The 22,097-nt window shown below is 31.8% G+C and carries 24 protein-coding genes; 8 read left to right on the forward strand and 16 right to left on the reverse strand.

From position 1 onward, the window contains the following. Positions 1-95: 95 nt before the first annotated feature. The 7 genes from aroC to ASC41_RS13125 all read left to right on the forward strand — a co-directional run bounded on the left by aroC (position 96) and on the right by ASC41_RS13125 (position 6,982). On the forward strand, positions 96-1,154 hold the full coding sequence (gene aroC, locus ASC41_RS13095; RefSeq protein ID WP_055437106.1) for a chorismate synthase: 1,059 nt from the start codon (positions 96-98) through the stop codon (positions 1,152-1,154). A 133-nt stretch (positions 1,155-1,287) separates the two neighbouring features. After that, positions 1,288-1,857: a hypothetical protein gene (locus ASC41_RS13100; protein ID WP_055437107.1), complete on the forward strand. Its 570-nt coding sequence runs from the start codon at positions 1,288-1,290 to the stop codon at positions 1,855-1,857. A gap of 49 nt (positions 1,858-1,906) precedes the next feature. Beyond that, on the forward strand, positions 1,907-3,214 hold the full coding sequence (locus ASC41_RS13105) for a dicarboxylate/amino acid:cation symporter (protein ID WP_055437108.1): 1,308 nt from the start codon (positions 1,907-1,909) through the stop codon (positions 3,212-3,214). Between the two features lie 28 nt (positions 3,215-3,242). Further along, positions 3,243-4,058 carry a sulfurtransferase gene (locus ASC41_RS13110; protein ID WP_055437109.1) on the forward strand — a complete coding sequence of 272 codons (816 nt, stop codon included), beginning with the start codon at positions 3,243-3,245 and terminating at the stop codon, positions 4,056-4,058. A gap of 3 nt (positions 4,059-4,061) precedes the next feature. Then, positions 4,062-4,400 carry a hypothetical protein gene (locus ASC41_RS13115; RefSeq protein WP_055437110.1) on the forward strand — a complete coding sequence of 113 codons (339 nt, stop codon included), beginning with the start codon at positions 4,062-4,064 and terminating at the stop codon, positions 4,398-4,400. A gap of 45 nt (positions 4,401-4,445) precedes the next feature. Then, complete coding sequence (locus ASC41_RS13120; protein WP_083477214.1) at positions 4,446-6,284, forward strand: CPBP family intramembrane glutamic endopeptidase; 1,839 nt, start codon at positions 4,446-4,448, stop codon at positions 6,282-6,284. 455 nt (positions 6,285-6,739) lie between these two features. Next, complete coding sequence (locus ASC41_RS13125; protein ID WP_055437112.1) at positions 6,740-6,982, forward strand: hypothetical protein; 243 nt, start codon at positions 6,740-6,742, stop codon at positions 6,980-6,982. Between the two features lie 125 nt (positions 6,983-7,107). Here the strand turns inward: ASC41_RS13125 and ASC41_RS13130 are convergent, their stop codons facing one another. Then, positions 7,108-7,542, reverse strand: a complete 435-nt coding sequence (locus tag ASC41_RS13130; RefSeq protein WP_055437113.1) for a thiol-disulfide oxidoreductase DCC family protein — start codon at positions 7,540-7,542, stop codon at positions 7,108-7,110. A 360-nt stretch (positions 7,543-7,902) separates the two neighbouring features. Here ASC41_RS13130 and ASC41_RS13135 point away from each other — a divergent pair, with 360 nt between their 5' ends. After that, a complete protein-coding gene (locus ASC41_RS13135; RefSeq protein ID WP_055437114.1) occupies positions 7,903-8,211 on the forward strand; it encodes a GIY-YIG nuclease family protein in 309 nt (102 codons plus the stop codon). A gap of 572 nt (positions 8,212-8,783) precedes the next feature. Here the strand turns inward: ASC41_RS13135 and ASC41_RS13140 are convergent. From ASC41_RS13140 to ASC41_RS13205, 15 genes are all read right to left on the reverse strand, one after another. Further along, positions 8,784-10,958, reverse strand: coding sequence for an endonuclease MutS2 (locus tag ASC41_RS13140; RefSeq protein ID WP_055437115.1), 2,175 nt, complete (start codon positions 10,956-10,958; stop codon positions 8,784-8,786). Positions 10,959-11,142: 184 nt separating this feature from the next. Next, positions 11,143-11,466: a hypothetical protein gene (locus ASC41_RS13145; protein ID WP_055437116.1), complete on the reverse strand. Its 324-nt coding sequence runs from the start codon at positions 11,464-11,466 to the stop codon at positions 11,143-11,145. A 39-nt stretch (positions 11,467-11,505) separates the two neighbouring features. After that, the gene (locus ASC41_RS13150) at positions 11,506-11,982 is read right to left on the reverse strand and encodes a hypothetical protein (RefSeq protein ID WP_055437117.1); all 477 of its coding nucleotides are present in this window, start codon (positions 11,980-11,982) and stop codon (positions 11,506-11,508) included. Between the two features lie 9 nt (positions 11,983-11,991). Beyond that, on the reverse strand, positions 11,992-12,309 hold the full coding sequence (locus tag ASC41_RS13155; protein ID WP_055437118.1) for a hypothetical protein: 318 nt from the start codon (positions 12,307-12,309) through the stop codon (positions 11,992-11,994). Between the two features lie 91 nt (positions 12,310-12,400). Then, positions 12,401-13,153, reverse strand: coding sequence for a hypothetical protein (locus tag ASC41_RS13160; RefSeq protein ID WP_055437119.1), 753 nt, complete (start codon positions 13,151-13,153; stop codon positions 12,401-12,403). 262 nt (positions 13,154-13,415) lie between these two features. Continuing rightward, positions 13,416-13,598: a hypothetical protein gene (locus ASC41_RS13165; protein WP_152971476.1), complete on the reverse strand. Its 183-nt coding sequence runs from the start codon at positions 13,596-13,598 to the stop codon at positions 13,416-13,418. 84 nt (positions 13,599-13,682) lie between these two features. Beyond that, positions 13,683-14,477, reverse strand: a complete 795-nt coding sequence (gene truA / locus ASC41_RS13170; protein WP_055437121.1) for a tRNA pseudouridine(38-40) synthase TruA — start codon at positions 14,475-14,477, stop codon at positions 13,683-13,685. 140 nt (positions 14,478-14,617) lie between these two features. Then, the gene (locus ASC41_RS13175) at positions 14,618-15,148 is read right to left on the reverse strand and encodes an NUDIX hydrolase (RefSeq protein ID WP_055437122.1); all 531 of its coding nucleotides are present in this window, start codon (positions 15,146-15,148) and stop codon (positions 14,618-14,620) included. A gap of 159 nt (positions 15,149-15,307) precedes the next feature. Then, complete coding sequence (locus ASC41_RS13180; protein ID WP_055437407.1) at positions 15,308-16,810, reverse strand: aldehyde dehydrogenase family protein; 1,503 nt, start codon at positions 16,808-16,810, stop codon at positions 15,308-15,310. Between the two features lie 207 nt (positions 16,811-17,017). Then, positions 17,018-17,851, reverse strand: a complete 834-nt coding sequence (locus ASC41_RS13185) for a helix-turn-helix domain-containing protein (RefSeq protein WP_055437123.1) — start codon at positions 17,849-17,851, stop codon at positions 17,018-17,020. Further along, complete coding sequence (locus ASC41_RS16940; RefSeq protein ID WP_160318809.1) at positions 17,842-18,018, reverse strand: hypothetical protein; 177 nt, start codon at positions 18,016-18,018, stop codon at positions 17,842-17,844. The genes ASC41_RS13185 and ASC41_RS16940 overlap by 10 nt, the downstream gene beginning before the upstream one ends. Before the next feature lie 123 nt (positions 18,019-18,141). Further along, positions 18,142-18,762 carry a Type 1 glutamine amidotransferase-like domain-containing protein gene (locus tag ASC41_RS13190; RefSeq protein ID WP_055437124.1) on the reverse strand — a complete coding sequence of 207 codons (621 nt, stop codon included), beginning with the start codon at positions 18,760-18,762 and terminating at the stop codon, positions 18,142-18,144. 57 nt (positions 18,763-18,819) lie between these two features. After that, positions 18,820-19,314: a YybH family protein gene (locus ASC41_RS13195; RefSeq protein WP_055437125.1), complete on the reverse strand. Its 495-nt coding sequence runs from the start codon at positions 19,312-19,314 to the stop codon at positions 18,820-18,822. Between the two features lie 10 nt (positions 19,315-19,324). Next, positions 19,325-20,455 (reverse strand): FAD-dependent monooxygenase, encoded by a 1,131-nt coding sequence (locus tag ASC41_RS13200; RefSeq protein WP_055437126.1) that lies wholly within the window; start codon positions 20,453-20,455, stop codon positions 19,325-19,327. Between the two features lie 143 nt (positions 20,456-20,598). Continuing rightward, positions 20,599-22,092 (reverse strand): YfcC family protein, encoded by a 1,494-nt coding sequence (locus tag ASC41_RS13205; protein WP_055437127.1) that lies wholly within the window; start codon positions 22,090-22,092, stop codon positions 20,599-20,601. Between the last annotated feature and the right edge of the window lie 5 nt (positions 22,093-22,097).

Below are 22,097 nucleotides of genomic sequence, written 5' to 3' on the forward strand. Positions count from 1 at the left end.
TCAAATGTATAATTTTAATACAGAATACTTAATAAAGTAATATACAATTTTTGTTTCTGTAATATAACTTTTACATTAGCATAAATAAAATTTTTATGGCAGGAAATTCCTTTGGAAAATTGTTTAATCTTACAACTTTTGGTGAGTCTCACGGCGTCGCTATTGGTGGAGTTATAGATGGTTGCCCTCCAAATATTACATTAGATTTTGATGCAATTCAAAACGAAATGAATAGACGTAAACCAGGTCAGTCGTCAATAGTAACGCAACGTAAAGAACCGGACGAAGTAAAATTCTTATCTGGTATTTTTGAAGGTAAAACTACAGGAACACCTATTGGTTTTGTTATTGAAAACGCAAACCAGAAGTCTAACGATTACTCGCATATTAAAGATTCTTACAGACCAAGTCATGCAGATTATGTGTATGACAAAAAATATGGTCATCGTGATTATCGTGGTGGCGGACGAAGCTCTGCAAGAGAAACAGCAAGTAGAGTAGTAGCTGGCGCAATAGCGAAGCAGGTTTTAAAGGATATTAAAATTAATGCATTCACTTCTTCGGTTGGAGATATTTTTATAGATAAACCGTATCAAGATTTAGATTTTTCTAAAATTGAATCTAATATTATTCGTTGCCCAGACGAAGCTACTGCCGAGAAAATGATTGCTCGCGTTAAAGAAATTAGAAAAGAAGGTGATACTATTGGTGGTACAATTACATGTGTAATTAAAAACGTACCTGTTGGTTTAGGAGAACCTGTTTTCGATAAATTACATGCAGATTTAGGCAAAGCAATGCTTTCTATTAATGCTGTAAAAGGTTTCGAATACGGAAGTGGATTCTGTGGTGCAAAAATGAAAGGTAGCGAACATAACGATTTGTATAACAGCGATGGTACTACTAAATCTAATCTTTCTGGTGGAATTCAAGGTGGTATAAGTAATGGAATGGATATTTATTTCCGTGTTGCTTTTAAGCCTGTTGCAACCATTATGCAAAAGCAAGATACTATTGATAAAGATGGAAACATTGTAGAAATGCAAGGTAAAGGGCGTCACGATCCTTGTGTTGTACCTAGAGCCGTACCTATTGTTGAAGCAATGGCTGCATTGGTTTTAGCAGATTTCTATTTGCTGAATAAAATGTATTAACTAATTTCTGCGAAAGCTGGAATCTCATTAAATAAAGTATAAAATTTATTTTTAAAAAGCGTAGCGCTTGAGATATTGAAAATATAGACAGTTTTAATGATTTCAATTATTATCATATCTTTAATTTTTTTAAATGAAACCAAACATATACTATACTGCTTTAAAAACTTACGATTCAGAGAATAAAGAAGGTTTTAGCTGGAATGATTATGTTAATTGGTCGGAATTAAAGCATCTAAAGGAATTGGTTTCTTTAGATGGTAATTTAAATAGTTTAGCTTTTTCTATAGATTTAGATGCTGCTGAAGAATGGAATTACTTTATAACAGACCACGATATGGTTATGTTCTATTTTAGCAGTTTAGACTACGTACTTAGTAAAACAAGCCATTTAGAATACTTTAATTTATTAGCAATAATAAAAGAACCTGGTAAAGAAAAAGCCGATTTAAATAAAGATTATAATTTTATAGGTTACGATTTAATAGAAATAGGAGGAAATACAAGCGCTCTAACAAACTGTGGTGGATTTGATGAAACATTTTTACCAAACGATTTAAATAGTTACGGTTTGGTTTCTGATTATGATAAAGCTAAACAAATACGTGAAGCATTACCAATAAATAATCCAGACGAACCTCATGTAAATTGCTATCTTTACGAGATATGGAGGCACAAAACAATAGGTGCCAAAACAAATTAATAAACTAACTAAACCATAAATAAGATCCTCGCTTTCTCGAGGAATGCATATGAAAAAACTAGCACTACATTGGAAAATACTATTAGGAATGGTCTTTGGAGTCGTATTAGGACTAATAATGACCAATTTTGATGGTGGCCAAGAATTAGTACAAGATTGGATAAAGCCTTTTGGTAAAATATTTATCAAATGTTTAAAAATGATTGCTATTCCCTTAATTCTTGCCGCACTAATTAAAGGTGTTTCAGATTTAAGAGATATTTCTAAACTTTCAAAAATGGGAGGAAGAACTATTGGTATCTACATAATGACTACTGTTATTGCTGTATCTATAGGTCTTCTACTAGTAAATGTAGTAAATCCTGGTAAATCTATTTCTAAAGAAACCAGAACAGAAATGGTAGAAAATTACAGTGGTAATACTACCAAATATAAAGAAGAAGCAAAAAACCAAAAAGAATCTGGACCGTTACAGGCTTTAGAAGATCTTGTACCTGATAATATTTTTGCTGCTGCAACTAGTAATAGAAACATGCTTCAAATTATCTTTTTTGCTATGTTTTTTGGTATTAGTTTAATTCTTATCCCTGAGGAAAAAGGAGAAACAGTAAAAAAGTTTTTTGATGGTTTTAATGAAGTGATCCTAAAAATGGTAGACATTATTATGCTTGCCGCACCTTACGGTGTGTTTGCTTTATTGGCTGCAATTGTCGTCGAATCTCCTAGTGTAGATTTATTTAAAGCACTTGGTTGGTATGCTTTTACTGTTGTTTTAGGATTATCATTAATGATTGTTATTTATGTAGTAATAGTAAGTTTATACACAAAAAAATCTCCTAAATTCTTTTTAAACGGTATTTCTCCAGCACAACTTTTAGCGTTTTCTACTAGTAGTAGTGCTGCAACTTTACCAGTTACAATGGAGCGTGTTACAGAGCATTTAGGCGTTGAAGAAGAAGTATCTAGTTTTGTATTGCCAATTGGTGCAACTATAAATATGGATGGAACAAGTTTATATCAAGCCGTTGCTGCTGTATTTATTGCACAAGCCTTTGGTATGGAATTAGATTTAAGTACACAATTAGGTATTATTGCTACGGCAACATTAGCCTCTATTGGTAGTGCTGCTGTACCTGGAGCAGGAATGGTTATGCTTGTGGGTGTTTTAGGTTATGCTGGAATACCAGAAGCCGGATTGGCTTTAATATTTGCTGTAGATAGACCTTTAGACATGTGTAGAACAGTAATTAATGTTACAGGAGATGCTGCAGTTTCTATGGTAGTTGCAAAGTCTGTCGATAAACTTGGTGATCCAAAAGTAAAAGATTGGGACGACAACTACGAAGCAGTAAAATAAAACAATAGTATCAAACTATTTAAATATTATGTCAGAAAATATAGTTTCAGTCGATTGGTTGAATAATCATTTACAAGATGAAAATGTGCTTGTATTCGATGCGACAATTTCTAAAGTACTTGGTGATGTTTCAGCATTATCAAATTCACAAATTACTGGTACTCAGTTTTTAGATATAAAAAATAAATTCAGTATTGTAAATGCACCTTTTCCAAATACAATTCCTTCAGCAAAACAATTTGAAGAAAACATACAAGCATTAGGTGTAAACAACGATTCTACAGTTGTTATTTACGACGATAACGGTATTTACTCTGGTGCTAGAGCTTGGTGGTTATTTAAAACCTTTGGCTTTAATAACGTGGCTATTTTGGATGGCGGACTACCAGAATGGAAAGCGAAAGGTTTTTCTTTAGAAGACAAAACAACTAACAACACTCGCAAAAAAGGAAACGTAAAAGCAACATACAAGTCTAATAACGTTGTGTTGTTCGATTCTTTAGATACCATTTCTAAAGACGATAATTATAAAATTATTGATGCAAGATCAAGTGATCGTTTTAATTGTATTGTTGCCGAACCTAGAGCAGGATTAAGAAGTGGTACAATACCAACATCATCTAGCTTACCTTTTAATATGGTTTTAGATGGTAATAAGTTAAAACAAAAGGCAGAATTACAAACCATTTTCAAGAATCTAGCTAAAGAAAACCAACATTTGGTATTTACTTGTGGTTCTGGAATTACAGCTTCAGTTTTAGCGTTGGCTGCAACTGTTGCAGGTTATAATAATAGTGTTTACGATGGTTCGTGGACAGAATATGGAACTTTAACAATAGCATAAATTATGGACAACATTAAAAATTGGTCAAAAAACGAGCTTGTAGCATACATTCTTTTATATGTTGCTAATGCCGATTTACACGAAACTACAGAAGAGAAAGATTTTATTCTTACTAAAGTAGATAAAGAAACCTATGCTGCTATTCACAAGCAATTCGATAGAGATAACGACTACCAATGTATACAAAACATAATTGAAGGTGTAAAGTCACACGATTACTTCCGAGATGATTATGCTGAACTTTTTGCAGATATAAAACTATTACTTTATGCCGATGGTGAAGCAGATAGAATGGAAGAGTCTACGCTACTTTTTTTAAGAAAAATTCTTAAAGAAGATTAACTTGTAACACTAATACTTTATATTTAAAGTGTTTGAGAATAATATATGACTAGATTTATTGTAATACTTTTTTGCTTATTCTCTTTCTTGTGTACTACCGCACAAAACATAAAAGTAAATACAAAAGACAGTCATAAAAATTTTGTCAAGACACTTACTAACTCTAAAGAGGATCGTTACAATGCTATTTTAAGCAAATACGATGCTTATATTAAATCTCACCCAGACGATATAAATGTACAAATTTATAAATGTAAATTTATAGGTAGTGCGTATTATGATGACTATGAAGATTACAATTTAAAGTACGATGAAACCTTAGAATGTGTAGAAAATTTAGCTTCTATATATCCCGACAATCCTAAAATATTACTCTATAAATTAGATTACACCTACGGAGAAGAAGTTGAGCCTTTGCTTTTGAAAACTTTAGATTTATACAAAAGCAATAGTATTGATTGGGATGATGAGGATACTTCTGCCTTGTTCGAGATTAGCTCAAATTATTACACCGAAGATGATGATTACAAAGCGATTAACTACGCTGACTTAGCTGAACAGTTTAATGACACTTTAGACCTTTCTGTTTTAAAAACCAATGCATATTTACGCTTAGAAAATAAAGACAAAGCCAGAGAGAGTATTCTAAAAAACTTAGATGCAGTGCAACCAGATTGGGTATTAGATTCAAAAGGACAGTTGCTAATTTCTTTAGATGAAGATGATGAAGCTTTAAAATTGTATGACCGTATTAAAGCCAACGATTCTACTTATTCTATAAATGAAAGCCTTTATAAAATTTTTGAATTAAAGAAAGATTATATCCAAGCAAGAACTTATTTAGTTAACGATACTATTGTAGCTTGGAACAAATCAAGCAGCATACAAAAACTAGCTAATCATGATTTAAAATATTCAGATGCAGAAATAGCTATACGTTCGTTAAGACGTATGTATAGAGAAAGTTATTATGATGATTTTTTCGGAATAAAACGACTACGCTTAGCCTTTAAAGCACCTAGTTACTATTGGTCTTTTGGCGAAATATCCCATATACTTGTTTTACTACTATCTATTTTAATTCTAATGGCCATTCCTTATTTGTGGATATTACCAATTTATAGTCTTAGTAATTACTTTAACTTAAAAAAGGTGAAAGAAGCCGTAAGACTTCCTGGAGATTGGACATTAAAACATTTTTGGCTTATCAGTTTCTTCTACATGCTTACATTGTTTCTCTTAATTTTAGTATTCAATTATCAAGAAGAGCTAAATTATTATTTCGATATTGTAGGTTATTTTGATGAATTTACTGAAGAAACAGATAGTGTATCAGCTAATGCGCAACTCCTGTTTTCTGCTCTATTGCTATTATTCACTGTATTACTACTTAATAAAAAGCGATTGCAAGTTGTTTTTAGAACCAATAATTCTATAAGGCAAATGATAGGTTTAAGTATTATCTTTTTAATATTTAATGGCTTCATTATTAGAATTATCGGCACATTTGTAGACCTTTCAGATACAGCAGAATTAATTTCATCATTAAGTGCGAAAGAAGATATACAATCGCTATTAAACGAATACGGTTTTTACATTACAATTTTAGTAGTTGCTATTATAGTACCTTTTTATGAAGAAATTATCTTTAGAGGGATAATATTCACATCAACCGAAAAACATTTAGGATACAAGGTTGCTAACGTTATACAAGCTTCATTGTTTGCCCTTGCACATTTTAACCTAAGCTTATTTCTCTTTTACTTTGTTTTTGGCTTAGTAACAGGCTATTTTGTTAAGAGATCACGAGGTTTAGCAACAGGTATTGTTTTTCATATAGTCAACAATTTTGTAGTTACTGTAACTTTATTAATTGGTTACTAGTTAATATTATTTATGCTTTAAAGCATAAATAAAAATCTCAAAGCCAATACATTCCTTTCGATATTTACAATTCTAAATAACTTATTTAGTATTACACCGAAGCTTTTAAAGCCTAGACTAAAAACCTTAAAAGAGCGTACTCATTCTTAATTCACAGGAATTAAGGTAAACTAATTGTATTGTGCTTTGAAATTCTATAAAAAACCCTTAAAACGTATTTATATAGATATAAAACTAATAGCTTTAAAGCTTTTTTTAAACCTTAAACGAGTGAAACATAACTTTGAATGAGTAAACACCACTTTTCGTTTAGCAAACTTAATTGTGTAGTTGGTCGGACAAATTTGTAATAAACATACGCAAATCAAATACTTTGGTAGTTTGCCGATTATATAACTGATAGAGAAGCATCTACTATATATTTGAAGTGTTAAACACTCTTAATTACCTAAACAATGAAATTATTAACAACATTACTTTTACTTCTTTTTGTCTCTTTTGCATCAGCTCAAGACAATCAGTCCCTCGAAATTAAAGAAGTAAAAACTGAAACAATTAATACATTAGATGTTGAAAAAACTGTTGTTATAAATATAAAAGGTATTAAGACAATGGAAGAGATCGACATTGAAAATTATAACAAAGCAGCTTATTTAAAGTTAATTGCTTCAAAAAAGCAAAAACCTAAAATGTGCTAATATTATTTAATTATCCAATCTAAATAAAAGTATAAAAGCCTGAAATTGTTTTCAGGCTTTTTTTATGCCTAATTTTGAGTATTCTTTACTAATAAAGAAGTAAACAAAAGGTAATAGGTATCTGATCATGTATTTACTTCTCCAATAAACTTAGCCTTTAATTCTAGAGTAGGGATCCAACAGCTTTCTTTCTTACCGTACCATTTGTAACGGTTCTTGGCAATAAAATCGTAAACCCAATTACGAATAAAAGGAGGCACTATTAAAAATACTGATAGTAAATTTCTAGGAAAACTTAAATCTCTAGCAACATGTAAAGCAGCCGAAGATTTAATCTTTAACGAATCTTTTTCTGGAGAATAAAGTAGGATGGAGTCCGTTTTAGAAGCATCAATTTTAAAATGCTTAATGATTTGATCACCAACATCGCTTTGTAATGCAGCAAACATAAAAACATTGTTTTTATCATGTGTAATCGCATACTGTACAGATGAGCTACAAAGGTTGCAAACACCATCGAATAGGATTAGTTTTCTGTTTTTTGGAAGTGCTTTAATCACATTACAAAAATACAATTTTACTATTTAAGTTGTCTCTTTTAAAAGGTTATTGCCGTTAAATGTTTATTAAATTGTATTGTGTGTTTTTCGTATTTACGGTTTGTCATTCTTGCAAAGACAGGAATCCACTTTGTTTTTTATAATATTCTTTGTGGATTGCTGCCTGCGCAGGAATGACAGTATTTAGTGCTTTTATTTATCTGTTTTACATGCTTATTAAAAAGGTTGCTATTTTTGTAACCTTATTATATAAATTACCTTTTGAAAACTAAATATAAAACTTAATTCTTCGGTTTGTCATTCCTGCGGAGGCAGGAATCCACTTGAGTACTATAAATTATGTATCTTAGTAATACGCTTATGTTCAAAACACAACATCAATATTATTTATACATTCTTTCTAATAAATATAATGGAACGCTATACATTGGTGTAACGAATAATCTAGAACGTAGAATGTTTGAGCATAAGAAAAAAATAATTGAAGGATTCTCCAAAAGATACGATCTTACAAATTTAGTTCACTTTGAAACTTTTCAGTACATAAATGATGCTATAAAAAGAGAGAAGAATATGAAGAAATGGAAACGTGCTTGGAAGATTAAATTGATCCAAGAAGATAATCCAAATTGGAGTGATTTAGCAGGAGATTGGGATGTTTATGAGTAAGGATTTATTTTGTCATTCCTGTGGAGACAGGAATCAACTTTGTTTGTAGTGGTATTCTTTATGGATTCCTGCCTGCGCAGGAATGACAGCATTCAATACTTTGATTAGTCTGTTTTATTACGGTATTACACAAGTTACTATTTTATAACCTTGTTAAATAAATTACCATTTTGAAAACTGAAGATTAAACTTTGTTCTTCGGTTTGTCATTACTGCAGAGGCAGGAACCCACTTTGTTTGTTACATTCTCTTTATGGATTCCTGTCTCCGCAGGAAGGACAGTATTCAATACTTTTATTGGTCTGTTTTACATGCTTATTAAAAAGATTGCTATTTTGTAACCTTACTATATAAATTACCTTTTGAAAACTAAATATAAAACTTAATTCTTCGGTTTGTCATTCCTGCGGAGGCAGGAATCTACTTTGTTTGTTACATTATCTTATGGATTCCTTCCTGCGCAGGAATGACAGTTTTCATAGTGATGACAGTATTCGCAGGAATGATAGTATTTTTAAAAGTGATAATATTTAAAAGAAGGAAAGTCTTAAAAAAAACACCAAAATAAAAAGCTACTTCTTTTTAACAGCCTCAACAAGCTCCAATAAATCGACATTTACATTAGTAGTAAACATACCATAATTAACAACCGCTTTCTTTTTCTCAAGTTTATCGATAGTACCAACAGCACGACCATCTTCCATGCGCACACGATCTCCAACTTTAAGAATATGCTTTGGTTTTTCGGGTATTAGTTTCGCTTTTGCTTTTGCCTCTTTCTTTTTCTTACGTATCACTTCAACCTTTTTCTCGGCTTCTTGTTTTACTTGTGTCACTTTTACTTTTTCGGCTTTTGCTTGTTTTGCAGTTACTTTTTTACGCTTAGAATTCTCAATTTGAACCAAACGGAACAACTCAGACATTAAAGCGCCTTTCTTTTTATCGTTAAAAAACTTCTCCGAAATATCGTTCACCTTTTGCCCTAAGTAAATAAGGCGCTGGTTACTATCGTAAAGCTCTTGATAGCTTTCCAGTTTTTTCTGAATCTTAATATTTACTTCCTCTAACTTATCGGCTTCAGTTTGCTTTTTCTTTTCGTTTACTTTTAACGATTCGCTTGTTTTCTCAAGCTTAGCTCTTTGTTTTTGAAGCTTTGCTATCGTAGCATCAAAACGGACTTTAGAGCGTTCTATCTTCTTCTTAGACCTGTTTATTAAACTGTATGGAATTCCGTTTTTCTGTGCGACTTCAAATGTAAACGAAGAACCAGCCTGACCTAAAGCCAATTTATACATGGGCTCTAAAGTACGCTCATCGAACATCATGTTGGCGTTTATCATTTCCTCTTTTTCATTCGCTAACATTTTTAAATTAGCGTAATGTGTCGTAATAATCCCAAAAGCATTTCTGGCATAAAACTCCTCTAAAAAAGTTTCGGCTAAAGCTCCACCAAGTTCTGGATCGGAACCTGTTCCAAATTCATCAATTAAAAACAGTGTGTTTTTGTTTACTTTCTTTAAAAAGTAATTCATCTGTTTTAAACGGTAACTGTAGGTACTTAAATGATTTTCTATAGATTGGTTATCTCCAATATCTGTTAAAATACGATCGAAAATAGTAACCGTACTACGCTCATGTACCGGAATAAGCATACCACTTTGCAGCATTAACTGTAATAAACCAACGGTTTTTAAAGTAATACTTTTTCCACCTGCATTTGGGCCCGAAATAACAATAATGCGTTTATCATTATTCAGTCCTATGGTTTGCGGAAACGTTTTTTCTTTCTTCGCGACATTGTTTAAATAGAGCAGTGGGTGATAGGCATCTCGTAAATATAACTCACGATTCTCGCTAAGTTCTGGCAATATAGCATCCATAGATTTTGCGTACTTTGCTTTAGCAGCAATTACATCTATTTCTATTAAAAAGCTCTGATAACCTTCTATTAACGGTAAAAAGTCGCGTAAAAAGTTTGTCACTTCTTTTAAAATACGAACAACTTCTTCACCTTCTTCGTATTCTAAATTATTAAGTTCTCTTGTGTGTTGTAAAGTGGTTTCTGGCTCTATGTAAACAATACTACCGGTTTTACTACCGCCCATTATTGCGCCTTTAACCTTACGTCTGTACATGGCTTTTACAGCAAGTACACGTTTATTTTCTACAACCGATTCTCTAATATCGTCTAAATACTCAAGGTTATGGTATTGGTTTAATGCCGACGTAAAACTAGAATTAATTTTACCTTTTAGCTTGTTCATGCTCTGGCGAATCTCGTAAAGTAGTGCCGAAGCATTGTCTTTTACATCTCCAAAACGATCAACAATACTGTCAATTTTTTCTATTAACGCCGTTGTTACTTGTATGCGTTGCGCAAAGTGTTGCAGGTTTGGATAGTATTCTTCAAACTTGTTTAAAAACTTAACAACCTCGTTTGCGGTAATAGAAATAGAAATTATCTTTTTTAAACTGTGTGTTTCTAAATAGGTATTTTCTATTCGTAATAACTGTAGTTCTTTTGTAATAGCATCGAAACCATGATTTGGCACACGATTATCGTTATAAAAAGAAGAGACATACTCATTGGTTAATTGTAACGCATTAAGTAATGTTTCCTTGTCGTGAAATGGCTCTATTGTTAAGACTTTTTTATTACCTAAATTGGTAACACAGTACTCGCTAACTTGCTCTAAAACTGTTGCGAATTCTAAATCTTGTAATGTTTTTTTGTGAATGTTTATCATATGTTTTTCCGTGAAGACGGAAACCTCTTAAATTTATTCTTTTTCTTAGCTCAACAAAGTTACGGAATAGATTGAAGATTTTATACTGTTTTATCTAAGAACGCGCATTTGAAAAACGGATATAAACATAAAAACACTTTAAAATGACTTTAAAGTGTTTTCCTTATGTAATAAAACTAATTGCTTAGCTTTTGTTTTTCGCTACTACTTCTTTTCTTTTTTCGGCTATTTCTAAATTAAAACACCATTTTTTATTATAATCTACTGTTTCGCGTAATTTTGCATAGTCTATAGCTTTATCATAATTACCTAAAGCGTAGTAAACACCCGAGATATTACTTAATAAATTCCAATATATTTTCTTTTCTTTCTTATCGGTTTTATCTTTTGTTTTTTCAAAAAGTAAGAGAATAGTAAGTGTGGATAGAAATTTTGTATTGGTTCGCTTAACGTGTTTGTGTATGAACTGTGGCGTGTATGAACTGTGGCGTGTATTGGCACGGACCAATCCATAGATAATATACTGTGTTGTGTACAGTGTTTTTATTTACATTATTTTAATTACTAAATAAATTAGGCAAGCCAATGAAAATCCAAATGAAAGTAAAGAAAGAAGAGTTTGACTACTAATTCGTTTTCCATATTTTTTTCTTTCGACAGAGGTCCATTCCTTTTCATTAGCTGCAAATCTATGAATCTCCATTTGACGTATTTCAAGCCAAATTAGAAATATTAAATTGATGATGGGAAAAACTACTGTCCATAACTTTAAAATTGGTGAGTCACTTGGAAAAGTTCCAAGAACCATAAAAGTTGCAATAAGAATATTATTAAAATTAAAAACCTTATCGTGTATACGGTCAAAACTATTTTGGATTTGATTTGTCGAATGTTCAACTCTTCGTTCCACTCTGTCCATAATTTCATTTGTATCCGCCATCATTTCATCCGACTGTTGTCGAATATTCATTTCTTTTAGAGACTTGTTGATTTCTTCTAATATTTTGTAATTCTTGTCTTCCAAGTTTTATTGTTATAATGAATTAATATGTGTTTTAATTCGATTTAAATATTCAGGCATATCTTTTTGGAAATATCTTGGTTTTAGAAATTCATCGTAGGCGAATGCTTTGTCATTTATTCTCGCATCCTTTCCTGCAAATACTTCCATTAATTCTGGATGAATTCCCATCCAAGTACTTACGATTTGAATGCTGTTATCGACCCTTCTTTCTGAAGCTTCTCTGATTTTTAGATTCTTTCCATTTTGAGAGGTTGGATATTCCATTTGAAAATCATTATATGCTTTTTCAAAAATGTTATATACTTCGTTCCATTTATCTTTTGTCATTATAGTTCTGTTTTTTTTACATTGTGCACAATGTTTCGTTGATATAGAATCGTTTCATTTTTTTACATTATAAGTTAAGCCAAGTTCTATTTTAGGCTTTAATCCAATCGCAAGTAATGCCATCAGAGGTAGAGTAAGTATAAGTATTATTGTCTTTGTTAAAAGTTAAAGTGTAGTCATCATTATTCTCTCTAACAAAAGTTGTTTCTGAATTGCGAAGCCAAACAAATTGTTTTCCATTAGTTGTTTGAATAATAAAATCTCCTTTTTCTTCACTATTTCTGACATTAATATTAATTTTAATATTTCCACAACTTGAGACATAATCACCTTTTAACATCTCTGCACTTATTTTAAGATCGTAATTTTCTAATTCTTTTATAGTTTTAGAAAATGTATTAGTAATTAGTGGTTTAACGTCTTTTTTTACTTTAAAGGTAGTCTCTTGTGTATATATGTCACCTTTTTTTAATTCAAACAGTATTGAATTATCTGTAGTTACTAACTTTGTTAAATCTCCTATTAACGATTGTCCATCTCCAAAAAGACCTGTAGAATTTCTTACTAAGACTTTAGAAAACCCTTTAGCACTTGGCATAACTGGAAGCTCCCAATTTCCTTCATTAGATTCTGTTAATTTGACATCATAGTATAAATCCGTATTGCCTTCATTTGCAGCATTAACAATTAAAATATATTTGTCTTTTCTTTTTCCAGCATCCTCTAAAAGAAGTTGATAAGTTATTTTTATTCCATCTTTATTTCCTAATTTAATTTCTTCTTGACTTGATAATTTAGGACTAAAAAATAAAAGTGCAATAATAATAGTAATGTTTTTGATCATTTTTTGTTTTGGTTAAGTTTTATTTGAAAAGTTTATATAATAAGCGTAGAGCGAAGTTATGTTTTTATGCTCTTTTTTTTAATGATTTTAAAACTTTTAAAAAGATGTTATTAACATAAGTTAACTAGCTTGTTTTCGAAATTCACTTCAAATCCAAAATTAAAACAGCGCATTAAATAATTATTACGGAAACCCGTAAAAACTGAAATATTAAATAAAAAGGTAGATTTCGTTCTCAATTTAAAGTAGGTGAGTAGTTAAATTATTTCTTCATTTTACGAACAATCAACCTTACACTAAAGAAAACAACAACTTGTGTTAATAGCATAAAAAGTCTTTTTTTTAAGCTTATAGCATCATTATAATGAGAACCGTTTATTTTTCCAATTAAAAGCATAGCTAGCATTAAAAGATGAACAACAATACTAAAAAGTATTATTTTCATAATCCAAATACAGAGTTTTTGAATATGTGTTTTTATAGAATTATGCATCAATAGCTAGTGATTACAATTTCAACTAAATTAAAATCACTCTAAACCAAAACTAAGCATTTTTACCAAATTCTGAGAATTGTCTAACTCTAAAAAGGGATATTCAATCTTACTTAAAAAAAGACCATTTGGGTGTGCAGCATAGGTTATTTTTAACTCTTTTTCTTGTCTTAAAATTTGCTTAAATGTGTTTAAACTTATTTTACCACGACCAACTTCTAGTAAATAATACACACAAATTCTAATCATACCGCGAAGAAAACGGTTGCTGGTTATTGTAAAACGCATTCTGCCTTGTGCTTCGTTAATAAAGAGTTGGCAGTCGGTAATATTACAATACGTATTATCGTATACATCGGGTTGCTTGCAAAAGGCTTTAAAGTTTTTGGTTTCGCGAATAAGCACTGTGGCTTGTTTCATTACATCGAAATCCAACTTATAATCTTGATAAAAGGAGCTTTTATTATGCAGTATTGGGTTTTTGTGCCAATGTATAAAATAGTCGTAAGAGCGTGCTACGGCATGGTAACGGCAATGTTGCTCTACGGTAACTTCTATAATTTCGAAAACGGCGATGCTGTTGGGTAAGTTTTTATTCATTCGGAATTTTAAATCGAATGTTGGTGCTTCGTCTAAATTAATCTGAATTACATATTGACTTGCATGCACGCCTGCATCTGTTCTGCCACAACCATAAACGCTAATATTCTTTTTAAATATTTGAGAAAGTGTATTTTCTATAACTTCTTGTACCGTATTTGTGGTGGCTTTTTGCTTTTGCCAACCGCTATAATCGCTACCATTAAAGCCTAAATGTATAAAATATCGCATGTGTTGTATTAGAAAAAGTAAAACTAAGTATTGTAAAATGGTTACAACCTAAATAAATAGGATAGTTATTATATGTTTTAAACGGTACAGATTGTATTGCATAAAAAAAGCATAAACTTTTTAATTTATGCTTTTGTGTTTTAAATAATACTAAGCGTTTTCTTTTCTGCTATTAGCTGTAATAAAAAAGTTTCTCGTTCTATAGACATGCCTTTTTTATCGCTTGTAGCCATTATTTTAATATTATGCGCTATAGCGGTGTGTATATTAACCCAAACGGCTTGCATACCGTTAGTTGTTTCGTAGGCTTCTAAACTTGTATTGCCGAGCTCTGTATTAATTTCGCAAGTGTAGCAATAGGAAATCATGTGTTGCACATCGAAATCTGGTTTGTACCAAGGTCTGTATTCTTCGTAAATACCAAAAGGTTTAATGTTTCTAATGTTTTGGGCACCAGTTTCTTCGTTAAGCTCTCTTTTCATGCCTTCTATTTTATCTTCGTCTAGATCTAAACCACCTCCAGGAAGACTGTAGTCTTCATATCTTTTAGTGTAAAGTAGTAAAATAGAATCGCCATTAATAACAATGCTTCTGGTCGCTAACCTTGTAAAGACAGATTTGTTTTCAAGGTCTATAACCTCTGGATGATAGTGTGTTTTTAAATTCTGCATTTAGAGATTTTAATTTTGCGCAAAAATAACGGTTTGTTTTTTATATTGGAGTAGTGCAGTTACTTGTTTTATACTTTGTTTAATTTGTGGGTTATTAAACAAAATAAAGCCCTGGATATATCCAAGGCTTTATTATAATGGTAATTTAAATTGTTTTAATTAAAAGAAGCCCATTGGTTTCTTGTCGTAAGAGATTAACATGTTTTTTACAACACGGTAATGATCTAAAGCCATTTTGTGGTTTTCACGACCAAAACCAGATTCTTTAACGCCACCAAATGGTGCGTGAGCAGGATAAGTATGGTATTGGTTTACCCAAACTCTACCTGCTTGTATAGCACGAGGTACTTGGTATAATTCGTGTGCATCACGAGACCAAACACCGGCACCTAAACCGTAAGGCGTATCGTTTGCAATGGCAATTGCTTCTTCTGTAGAACTGAATGTTGTTAAAGCTACAACTGGACCAAAAATTTCTTCTTGGAAAATACGCATCTTATTATTTCCTTTTAATACTGTAGGTTGGATGTAGTATCCTTCAGAAAGTTCACCTTCATAATTACCAGCATCACCACCAGCAACAACTTCTGCACCTTCATCTTTTCCTATTTTAATATAGTCAAGAATTTTGTCGTATTGTGGCTTAGAAACTTGAGAACCAATCATTGTTTCTGGATCTAATGGGTTTCCTGTTTTAATTGCTTTTAAACGCACTTTCATTTTTTCGATAAAAAGATCTGCAATATCCTCATGCACTAAAATACGTGATGGAGCAGTGCAAATTTCACCTTGATTTAAAGAAAACATTAATGCACCTTCAATAGCTTTACTAAAGAAATCGTCGTCATGATCTGCTACAGATGGAAAAAATACGTTTGGAGATTTACCACCTAATTCCATAGTTACAGGGATAATGTTTTCGGCAGCATTGTGTAAAACTTTACGCCCAGTTTCCGTAGAACCTGTAAAAGATAGCTTTGCAATACGCTTAGATGTTGCTAAAGCCGCGCCAGCCTCAGCACCAAAACCAGTTACAATGTTTAATACACCTGCTGGTAAAATATCACCAATAAGTTCCATTAACATAATAACACTTGTAGGTGTTTGTTCTGCTGGTTTTACAACAGCTGTACAACCGGCTGCTAAAGCTGGAGCAATTTTCCAAGCTAACATTAACATTGGAAAGTTCCATGGAATAATTTCTCCAACAACACCAACGGGTTCATGTAATACGATACTTACTGTATCTTTATCATGTTCTGAAATACTACCTTCGTCTGCACGAATTACACCTGCGAAATAACGAAAGTGATCGATACAATAAGGGATATCTGCTGCACGAGATTCGCGAATTGGTTTACCGTTATCAATCGTTTCTAAAGTTGCTAAGTACTCAAAGTTATCTTCCATAACTTGAGCAATTTTTAATAACATATTACTACGCTCTGTTGCTGATGATGTACTCCAAGCAGGAAATGCTTCGTGTGCTGCGTCTAACGCAAGATCGATATCTTCTTGTGTTGAACGTGCTGCTTGTGTAAATACTTTACCATCTACAGGAGAAACGTTATCGAAATATTGACCTTTAACTGGGTCTACAAATTTTCCTCCAATAAAGTTTCCATACTTTTCTTTAAATTCGGGTTTAGTTACATTTGCCATAATTATAAGTTTTTTTAATGTGAATAAATACTTTGTGACAAGCATTTTAATTATGGTACAAAGATAGAATGGAGGAGAGGATTCGTATTTATTGATACAGTTCAATAACTTATGAAAACAGTCCAGATAGTAAAAACTAGTGTTAATTAAATCTTAATTAATTATTAAAATACTGATTATTAGTAGTTTAAAATAAAATAGGAATATTTAAATTTCGGTTGGACTAATTCCGAATTTGTTTTTAAACGCGGCACTAAAGTTAGAAAGGTTGTTATAACCGACGTCTAAATAGATGTCAGACGCTTTTAAATCGCCTCCTTGTAGCAACTCTTTAGCCTTTTGTAAACGCTTATCTTTTAACCATTTTCCTGGAGCTTCTTTATATTCTGCAGTAAAATGTCTTTTAAAAGTGGATAAACTCATATTGCATAAAAATGCAATTTCTTCTAATTTTAGGTTAGAGTGTATGTGGTCTTCAACTATATTTTTAAAAGGCGACACTTCTTTAGATATTAATGCGTGTAAGTAATGTTCAAACTCACTACCATATTTGTCTAGTAAGTACAATAGTATTTCGTCAAATTTAAGCGCTAATATTGCATCGCAATATGGAGAATCTTCAAAAGTGATGGAAGATAACGAACTTATAAAGGACGCAATATAATCATCATTTTCTATTACAAAATATGGCACCTTTTCTTGGTAAGGCTTTACGTTTTTGGTGTATTTACTTAAAAAATCGGTAAGTTTTTTTTCTGAAAAGAAGAACAGTTTACAATAATAAATGGCTTCTGTGTCAAGTAACTCGGTCCAAAGCCAGTTTCCTTTTTTTAGTAATAACGATTGCTCGCTATTTACCGCTTTAGAGGTATTTGCAAAATGGACTTGCTTTTTACCAACTTGCAAAAAACTAAACATATTCATACCTAAATTCACTTTGCTTTTAACAACGTCTGTGGTCATTTTAAAGTCGTAAACAAATAAATCTGGGCTTTCTTTTTTATTCTCAATATAAAGTTCGGGTATGTTTTCTATTGCCATTTATTTTCTCTAAATCGTGTTAATGTAATATTAATAGCTTCTAAAACCTTTTTAGGTATAACTTCTAAATGGTTGTTTAAAATATTATAATAGAGTTTTTTCGCTAATATCTTCAATAGTCTTTGTTGTACTGCTGTGGCGTTGCCAACCTCTGTAATTGCTGCCATTAAAATATAAAGGTATAAAATATCGCATCTGTAAATTAGAAATAAGTAAAGCTAATATGGCTTAAGATAACAGATAGTTATTATATATTTTAACTGTTAATGTAAAACGCTTGTTGTTTTCTTTTATCTTTTTCCAGCAATAGACATTTTGTTATCTTCTACTAGAATAACTTCTGTGTTACTTATTGGAACGAGTTTAATTTTAGAGTCGTACGCTTTAAAAACACTATCTGCTGCTGCTTTAAAAGGTTCGTTTGTGTAATGTGGTAACGGATAAAAATCTATACTATTTAAAGCACTGTAGTCTTTTAGGTTTTCGGCTTTAGTTTTATCATCCATTTCTTCAACATATGTAATGCTTTTAGATAGTATTACAGAACCTGCCGAAGCGCCAACATATACTTTACCATTTTCTATTTCGGAACTTATAACTTTATCTGCTCCAGATTTTATAAGTTCTTGAAGTAAATAAAATGTATTGCCTCCAGAAACGTAAATAAAGTCGTTTTTTTCAATGGTTTCTTTAACTTTTTCTTGAGAGGTATTGGCTATATCTAAGTCTTGTACAATAAGGCCTAATTTTTCTAATGCTTTTTTGTCGTCGTCTACATAGCCTTTATAGTCTTCGGGAACACTTGCTATTGGAATAAACGTAATTGTTTTATGCTTTAGTTTTTCACCTACAAAAGGTTCTAAAAATTCTGCAACATCAACAAATGAAGAGGATAGGAAAAGTTTTTTCATTAATTTTATTTCTTAAACGTTAAATTGAATTTGGTTTCAAAACACCTGATTTGTTTTTTAATCTGTAGATTTTTTAACAGAACTGGCATGATCTTTAATAAAATACCAATGGCCATTTATGTTTTGCAAATCGTAACTTACTATCATTTTATTAAAATAAGGTTTACCGTTACGAAGCGGTTCACTATAGACAACTTCTACAATGGCCATCCCTAATGTTTCACCAATACTTGTATTCAATACTTTGGTTGTAAAAGACCACTCTAAATCTGCTGCAAACCAATCTTTATGGTATTGCATAAAGTCTGCATTTGTGTATGTTGGCTCAGTACTTGGTAAAATAAGTTGCATATTACCATTAGGAGTTAAGGTGTTTTTCATAGCTTCTAAATCCTTTTTAGGCACAGCTTCTAAATGTTTGTTTAAAACAGAATGAAAGGCCTTTTTGTTTGCTTCTTGAATGGCTATAGTATCTACTTTTACAATTGGTTCTGGTGCGTTATTACAGCTAAATATTGATAATACTAGAAGTAGAAATATGGTGTGTTTCATAATAAATAGTTTATTCTTTTAAATCGTAAACAGAGTACATGTTTTTGTCTATTAGCTTTTTAGGAATCGCACTAAAAAGAGCATTTCTTACAGAATAACCAGTATTTAAGTTGGCTATTTTTCCTGTAAACCAAGATTGCTTCACGATACTATTTACACGTTTAAAACGTTTGTTTTCGAAAGCTTTGAAATTGTTTTGGGTTGGGTTTTCAGCAATCAATTTTCCTAAATAATAGGCATCTTCGATGGCTTGAGCACCACCTTGTCCCATATTAGGCGTTGTAGCATGTGCTGCATCACCAATAAGGCAAACATTATCTTTTTGCCAGTGTTTTATGGGTTTTAAATCGGTGATATCGTTTCTTAATATAGCGTTGATTTCGGTGTTATTTATAAGTTCGTTTACCAAAGGATGGAAATCTTTAAAGTAGGAGAGTAGCTTGTTTTTTAAAACTGCTCTATCATCTTTTTGAAACGCTTCACTGTTTTTTACTGCAAACCACGAAGTTTCATTTTCTGAGAGTTGAGATAAACCAAACCTGATGCCTTTTCCCCACATTTCGATACCTCTGTCTTTATATTCTGGTGGTAAAGCACTTTTCATGACGCCACGCCAACAGGTTTGTCCAGAATACCGAATTTGAGATTTTGGAAATAATTGTGCACGCACTTTAGAGTCTATACCATCTGCACCAATAAGGTATTGGCTTTGTGTTGTTGCACCATCTTGAAACGTTACAGTTACAGAATTATTTTCTTGCTTATAAGATGCAAAAGCTTTGTTCCAGTGTATTTTCTCTTTTGGGATAGCTTCTATTAAAACCAATTGTAATTTTGCACGATGAATGGCTACTGTAGAGAACCCGTATTTTTCTTTGGCAGGTAATTGGCTACTATCAGCTAATGGTTTTAATTTTTCGGTAGATAATGTAATACGATCGACAACATTACTCACTTTAAAAATACTATCAATAACACCTGCGAATTCTAAGACTTGCAATGCGTTTGGTGCCAACCAAATTCCTGCACCTAATGCGTTTGGTCCTTTAGCTTTTTCAAATATTTGATAGTCTATGTTTAATTTCTCGAAGACTACAGCAGTGGTTAAACCGCCAATTCCGGCACCTATAATTGTGTACATTAAAGTTATTTAGTGTGTTGTTGGTTCGTTTGATCTTTACAGAAAATTGTATCGAGAATCTTATCTAAAGTTCCCGATACAAAATCAATAATTTCATTGCATTTAATTATTGATTTCACTCGAACTGACAACTGTTTTTCTTCCTATAAATATACGGAAACAGTCATAACTAATAAAGTAAATACAACCAAAGTAATAAATAAAGGCATGATAAATTTAAGCCATTTATCGTATCCTACTTTTACTATTGCTAAAGACGCTAATATTAATCCAGTTGGGTTTATTAAATAAAATAAGCCCATTCCGTATTGATATGCATTGACTACAATTTCTCTTCCTACACCAACGCCATCAGCTAAAGGCGACATAATTGGCATGGTTAAAACTGCCATTCCAGACGAACTTGGAATAAAGAACGAGAGTACAGCATAAATACCTGTCATGGCACTTGCAAATACACCTTTATTCATGCCGTTGGTAACATCGCTCGCGTAATATAACATGGTATCGCTAATCATTCCATCATCCATAATAACCGTTATTCCTCTGGCGATACCAATAATTAATGCAACACCTAGTAAATCTCCTGCACCTTTTACAAAAGTATCGACAAAAGTAGATTCTTTAATTTTTGAAACAATACCTATTAAAATAGCACCTACTAAAAAGGTTGCAGACATTTCTTGCAAATACCATCCGTACATTGATACTCCTGCAATCATGATTATAAAACATGCCGCAAAAACAAATAATGAAATACGAAGGCGTGTTGTAAATTGAACGCTTTCTGTTTCTGCTTTGCCAAAAAGTGCCATTATTTCGTCTCTTTGATCGTAAATTATAGATTTTGTAGGATCATTTTTTACACGTTTTGCATACCTTAAAATGTATCCTATAGAAATTAGTAAACACGCCGAAAGCATTATTATTCTACCAATTAATCCTGTAGTCCAACTTATTCCAGCCGCATCACTTGCTATCATTGTGCTAAACGGATTAACGGTTGAGCACATGGTACCAATGGAAGAGCCAATAAAAATACAAGCAACACCAACCAAAGCATCATACTTTGCGGCTAAAAAGACGGGTATTAAAATAGGGAAGAAGGCCATGGTTTCTTCAGCTAAACCAAACGTTGTGCCTCCAATGGATATTAAAAGCGTTACTAAAATAATTAGTATAAACTCGTAACCTTTTAATTTATCGGTTAGCCATGAAATACCAGCATCAAAAGCACCTGTGCTGTTTATAATACCAATTAGACCGCCAATAATTAAGACTAGAAAAATGATTTCGGCAGATTCTATAATTCCTTTTACCGGTGATTTAATAAACTCAAAAATGCCTTGTGGTCTAGCTTCTAGTTTTTTGTAAGTATTTGGAATATTAATCGCTTTATAAATATCACCTCCTGTAAATTTCTCTAAAGGTATTTTTATAGATAATGCGTTTAAAGTTTCTTGTGTTGCTGGCAGATTTATAGATTTTTCAGAACTTGCTTGTGTAAAATTATTAGTATCTGTATTGTAAACTAAAGTATCGTATTTTCCTGCAGGAATAAGCCAAGTTAATAACGTTACAAGTGCAGCTATAATTAGTAAAATGGTTTGTGCTGTTGGAAATTTAATGTTTTTCATATGTG

Origin of the sequence: Lacinutrix algicola (assembly GCF_001418085.1) — a bacterium.
GTDB classification, from domain to species: domain Bacteria; phylum Bacteroidota; class Bacteroidia; order Flavobacteriales; family Flavobacteriaceae; genus Lacinutrix; species Lacinutrix algicola.

Excerpts from the sequence above, each read along its gene's own strand:
- ASC41_RS13200 (WP_055437126.1), bottom strand. The coding sequence starts at position 20,455 with ATGTACACAATTATAGGTGCCGGAATTGGCGGTTTAACCACTGCTGTA.
- truA (WP_055437121.1), bottom strand. The coding sequence starts at position 14,477 with ATGCGATATTTTATACATTTAGGCTTTAATGGTAGCGATTATAGCGGT.
- ASC41_RS13120 (WP_083477214.1), top strand. The coding sequence starts at position 4,446 with ATGACTAGATTTATTGTAATACTTTTTTGCTTATTCTCTTTCTTGTGT.
- ASC41_RS13110 (WP_055437109.1), top strand. The coding sequence starts at position 3,243 with ATGTCAGAAAATATAGTTTCAGTCGATTGGTTGAATAATCATTTACAA.
- ASC41_RS13190 (WP_055437124.1), bottom strand. The coding sequence starts at position 18,762 with ATGAAAAAACTTTTCCTATCCTCTTCATTTGTTGATGTTGCAGAATTT.
- ASC41_RS13125 (WP_055437112.1), top strand. The coding sequence starts at position 6,740 with ATGAAATTATTAACAACATTACTTTTACTTCTTTTTGTCTCTTTTGCA.
- ASC41_RS16940 (WP_160318809.1), bottom strand. The coding sequence starts at position 18,018 with ATGGCAGCAATTACAGAGGTTGGCAACGCCACAGCAGTACAACAAAGA.
- ASC41_RS13180 (WP_055437407.1), bottom strand. The coding sequence starts at position 16,810 with ATGGCAAATGTAACTAAACCCGAATTTAAAGAAAAGTATGGAAACTTT.
- ASC41_RS13140 (WP_055437115.1), bottom strand. The coding sequence starts at position 10,958 with ATGATAAACATTCACAAAAAAACATTACAAGATTTAGAATTCGCAACA.
- ASC41_RS13155 (WP_055437118.1), bottom strand. The coding sequence starts at position 12,309 with ATGACAAAAGATAAATGGAACGAAGTATATAACATTTTTGAAAAAGCA.
- ASC41_RS13135 (WP_055437114.1), top strand. The coding sequence starts at position 7,903 with ATGTTCAAAACACAACATCAATATTATTTATACATTCTTTCTAATAAA.
- ASC41_RS13175 (WP_055437122.1), bottom strand. The coding sequence starts at position 15,148 with ATGCAGAATTTAAAAACACACTATCATCCAGAGGTTATAGACCTTGAA.
- ASC41_RS13205 (WP_055437127.1), bottom strand. The coding sequence starts at position 22,092 with ATGAAAAACATTAAATTTCCAACAGCACAAACCATTTTACTAATTATA.
- ASC41_RS13100 (WP_055437107.1), top strand. The coding sequence starts at position 1,288 with ATGAAACCAAACATATACTATACTGCTTTAAAAACTTACGATTCAGAG.
- aroC (WP_055437106.1), top strand. The coding sequence starts at position 96 with ATGGCAGGAAATTCCTTTGGAAAATTGTTTAATCTTACAACTTTTGGT.
- ASC41_RS13160 (WP_055437119.1), bottom strand. The coding sequence starts at position 13,153 with ATGATCAAAAACATTACTATTATTATTGCACTTTTATTTTTTAGTCCT.
- ASC41_RS13165 (WP_152971476.1), bottom strand. The coding sequence starts at position 13,598 with ATGAAAATAATACTTTTTAGTATTGTTGTTCATCTTTTAATGCTAGCT.
- ASC41_RS13185 (WP_055437123.1), bottom strand. The coding sequence starts at position 17,851 with ATGGCAATAGAAAACATACCCGAACTTTATATTGAGAATAAAAAAGAA.
- ASC41_RS13105 (WP_055437108.1), top strand. The coding sequence starts at position 1,907 with ATGAAAAAACTAGCACTACATTGGAAAATACTATTAGGAATGGTCTTT.
- ASC41_RS13195 (WP_055437125.1), bottom strand. The coding sequence starts at position 19,314 with ATGAAACACACCATATTTCTACTTCTAGTATTATCAATATTTAGCTGT.
- ASC41_RS13115 (WP_055437110.1), top strand. The coding sequence starts at position 4,062 with ATGGACAACATTAAAAATTGGTCAAAAAACGAGCTTGTAGCATACATT.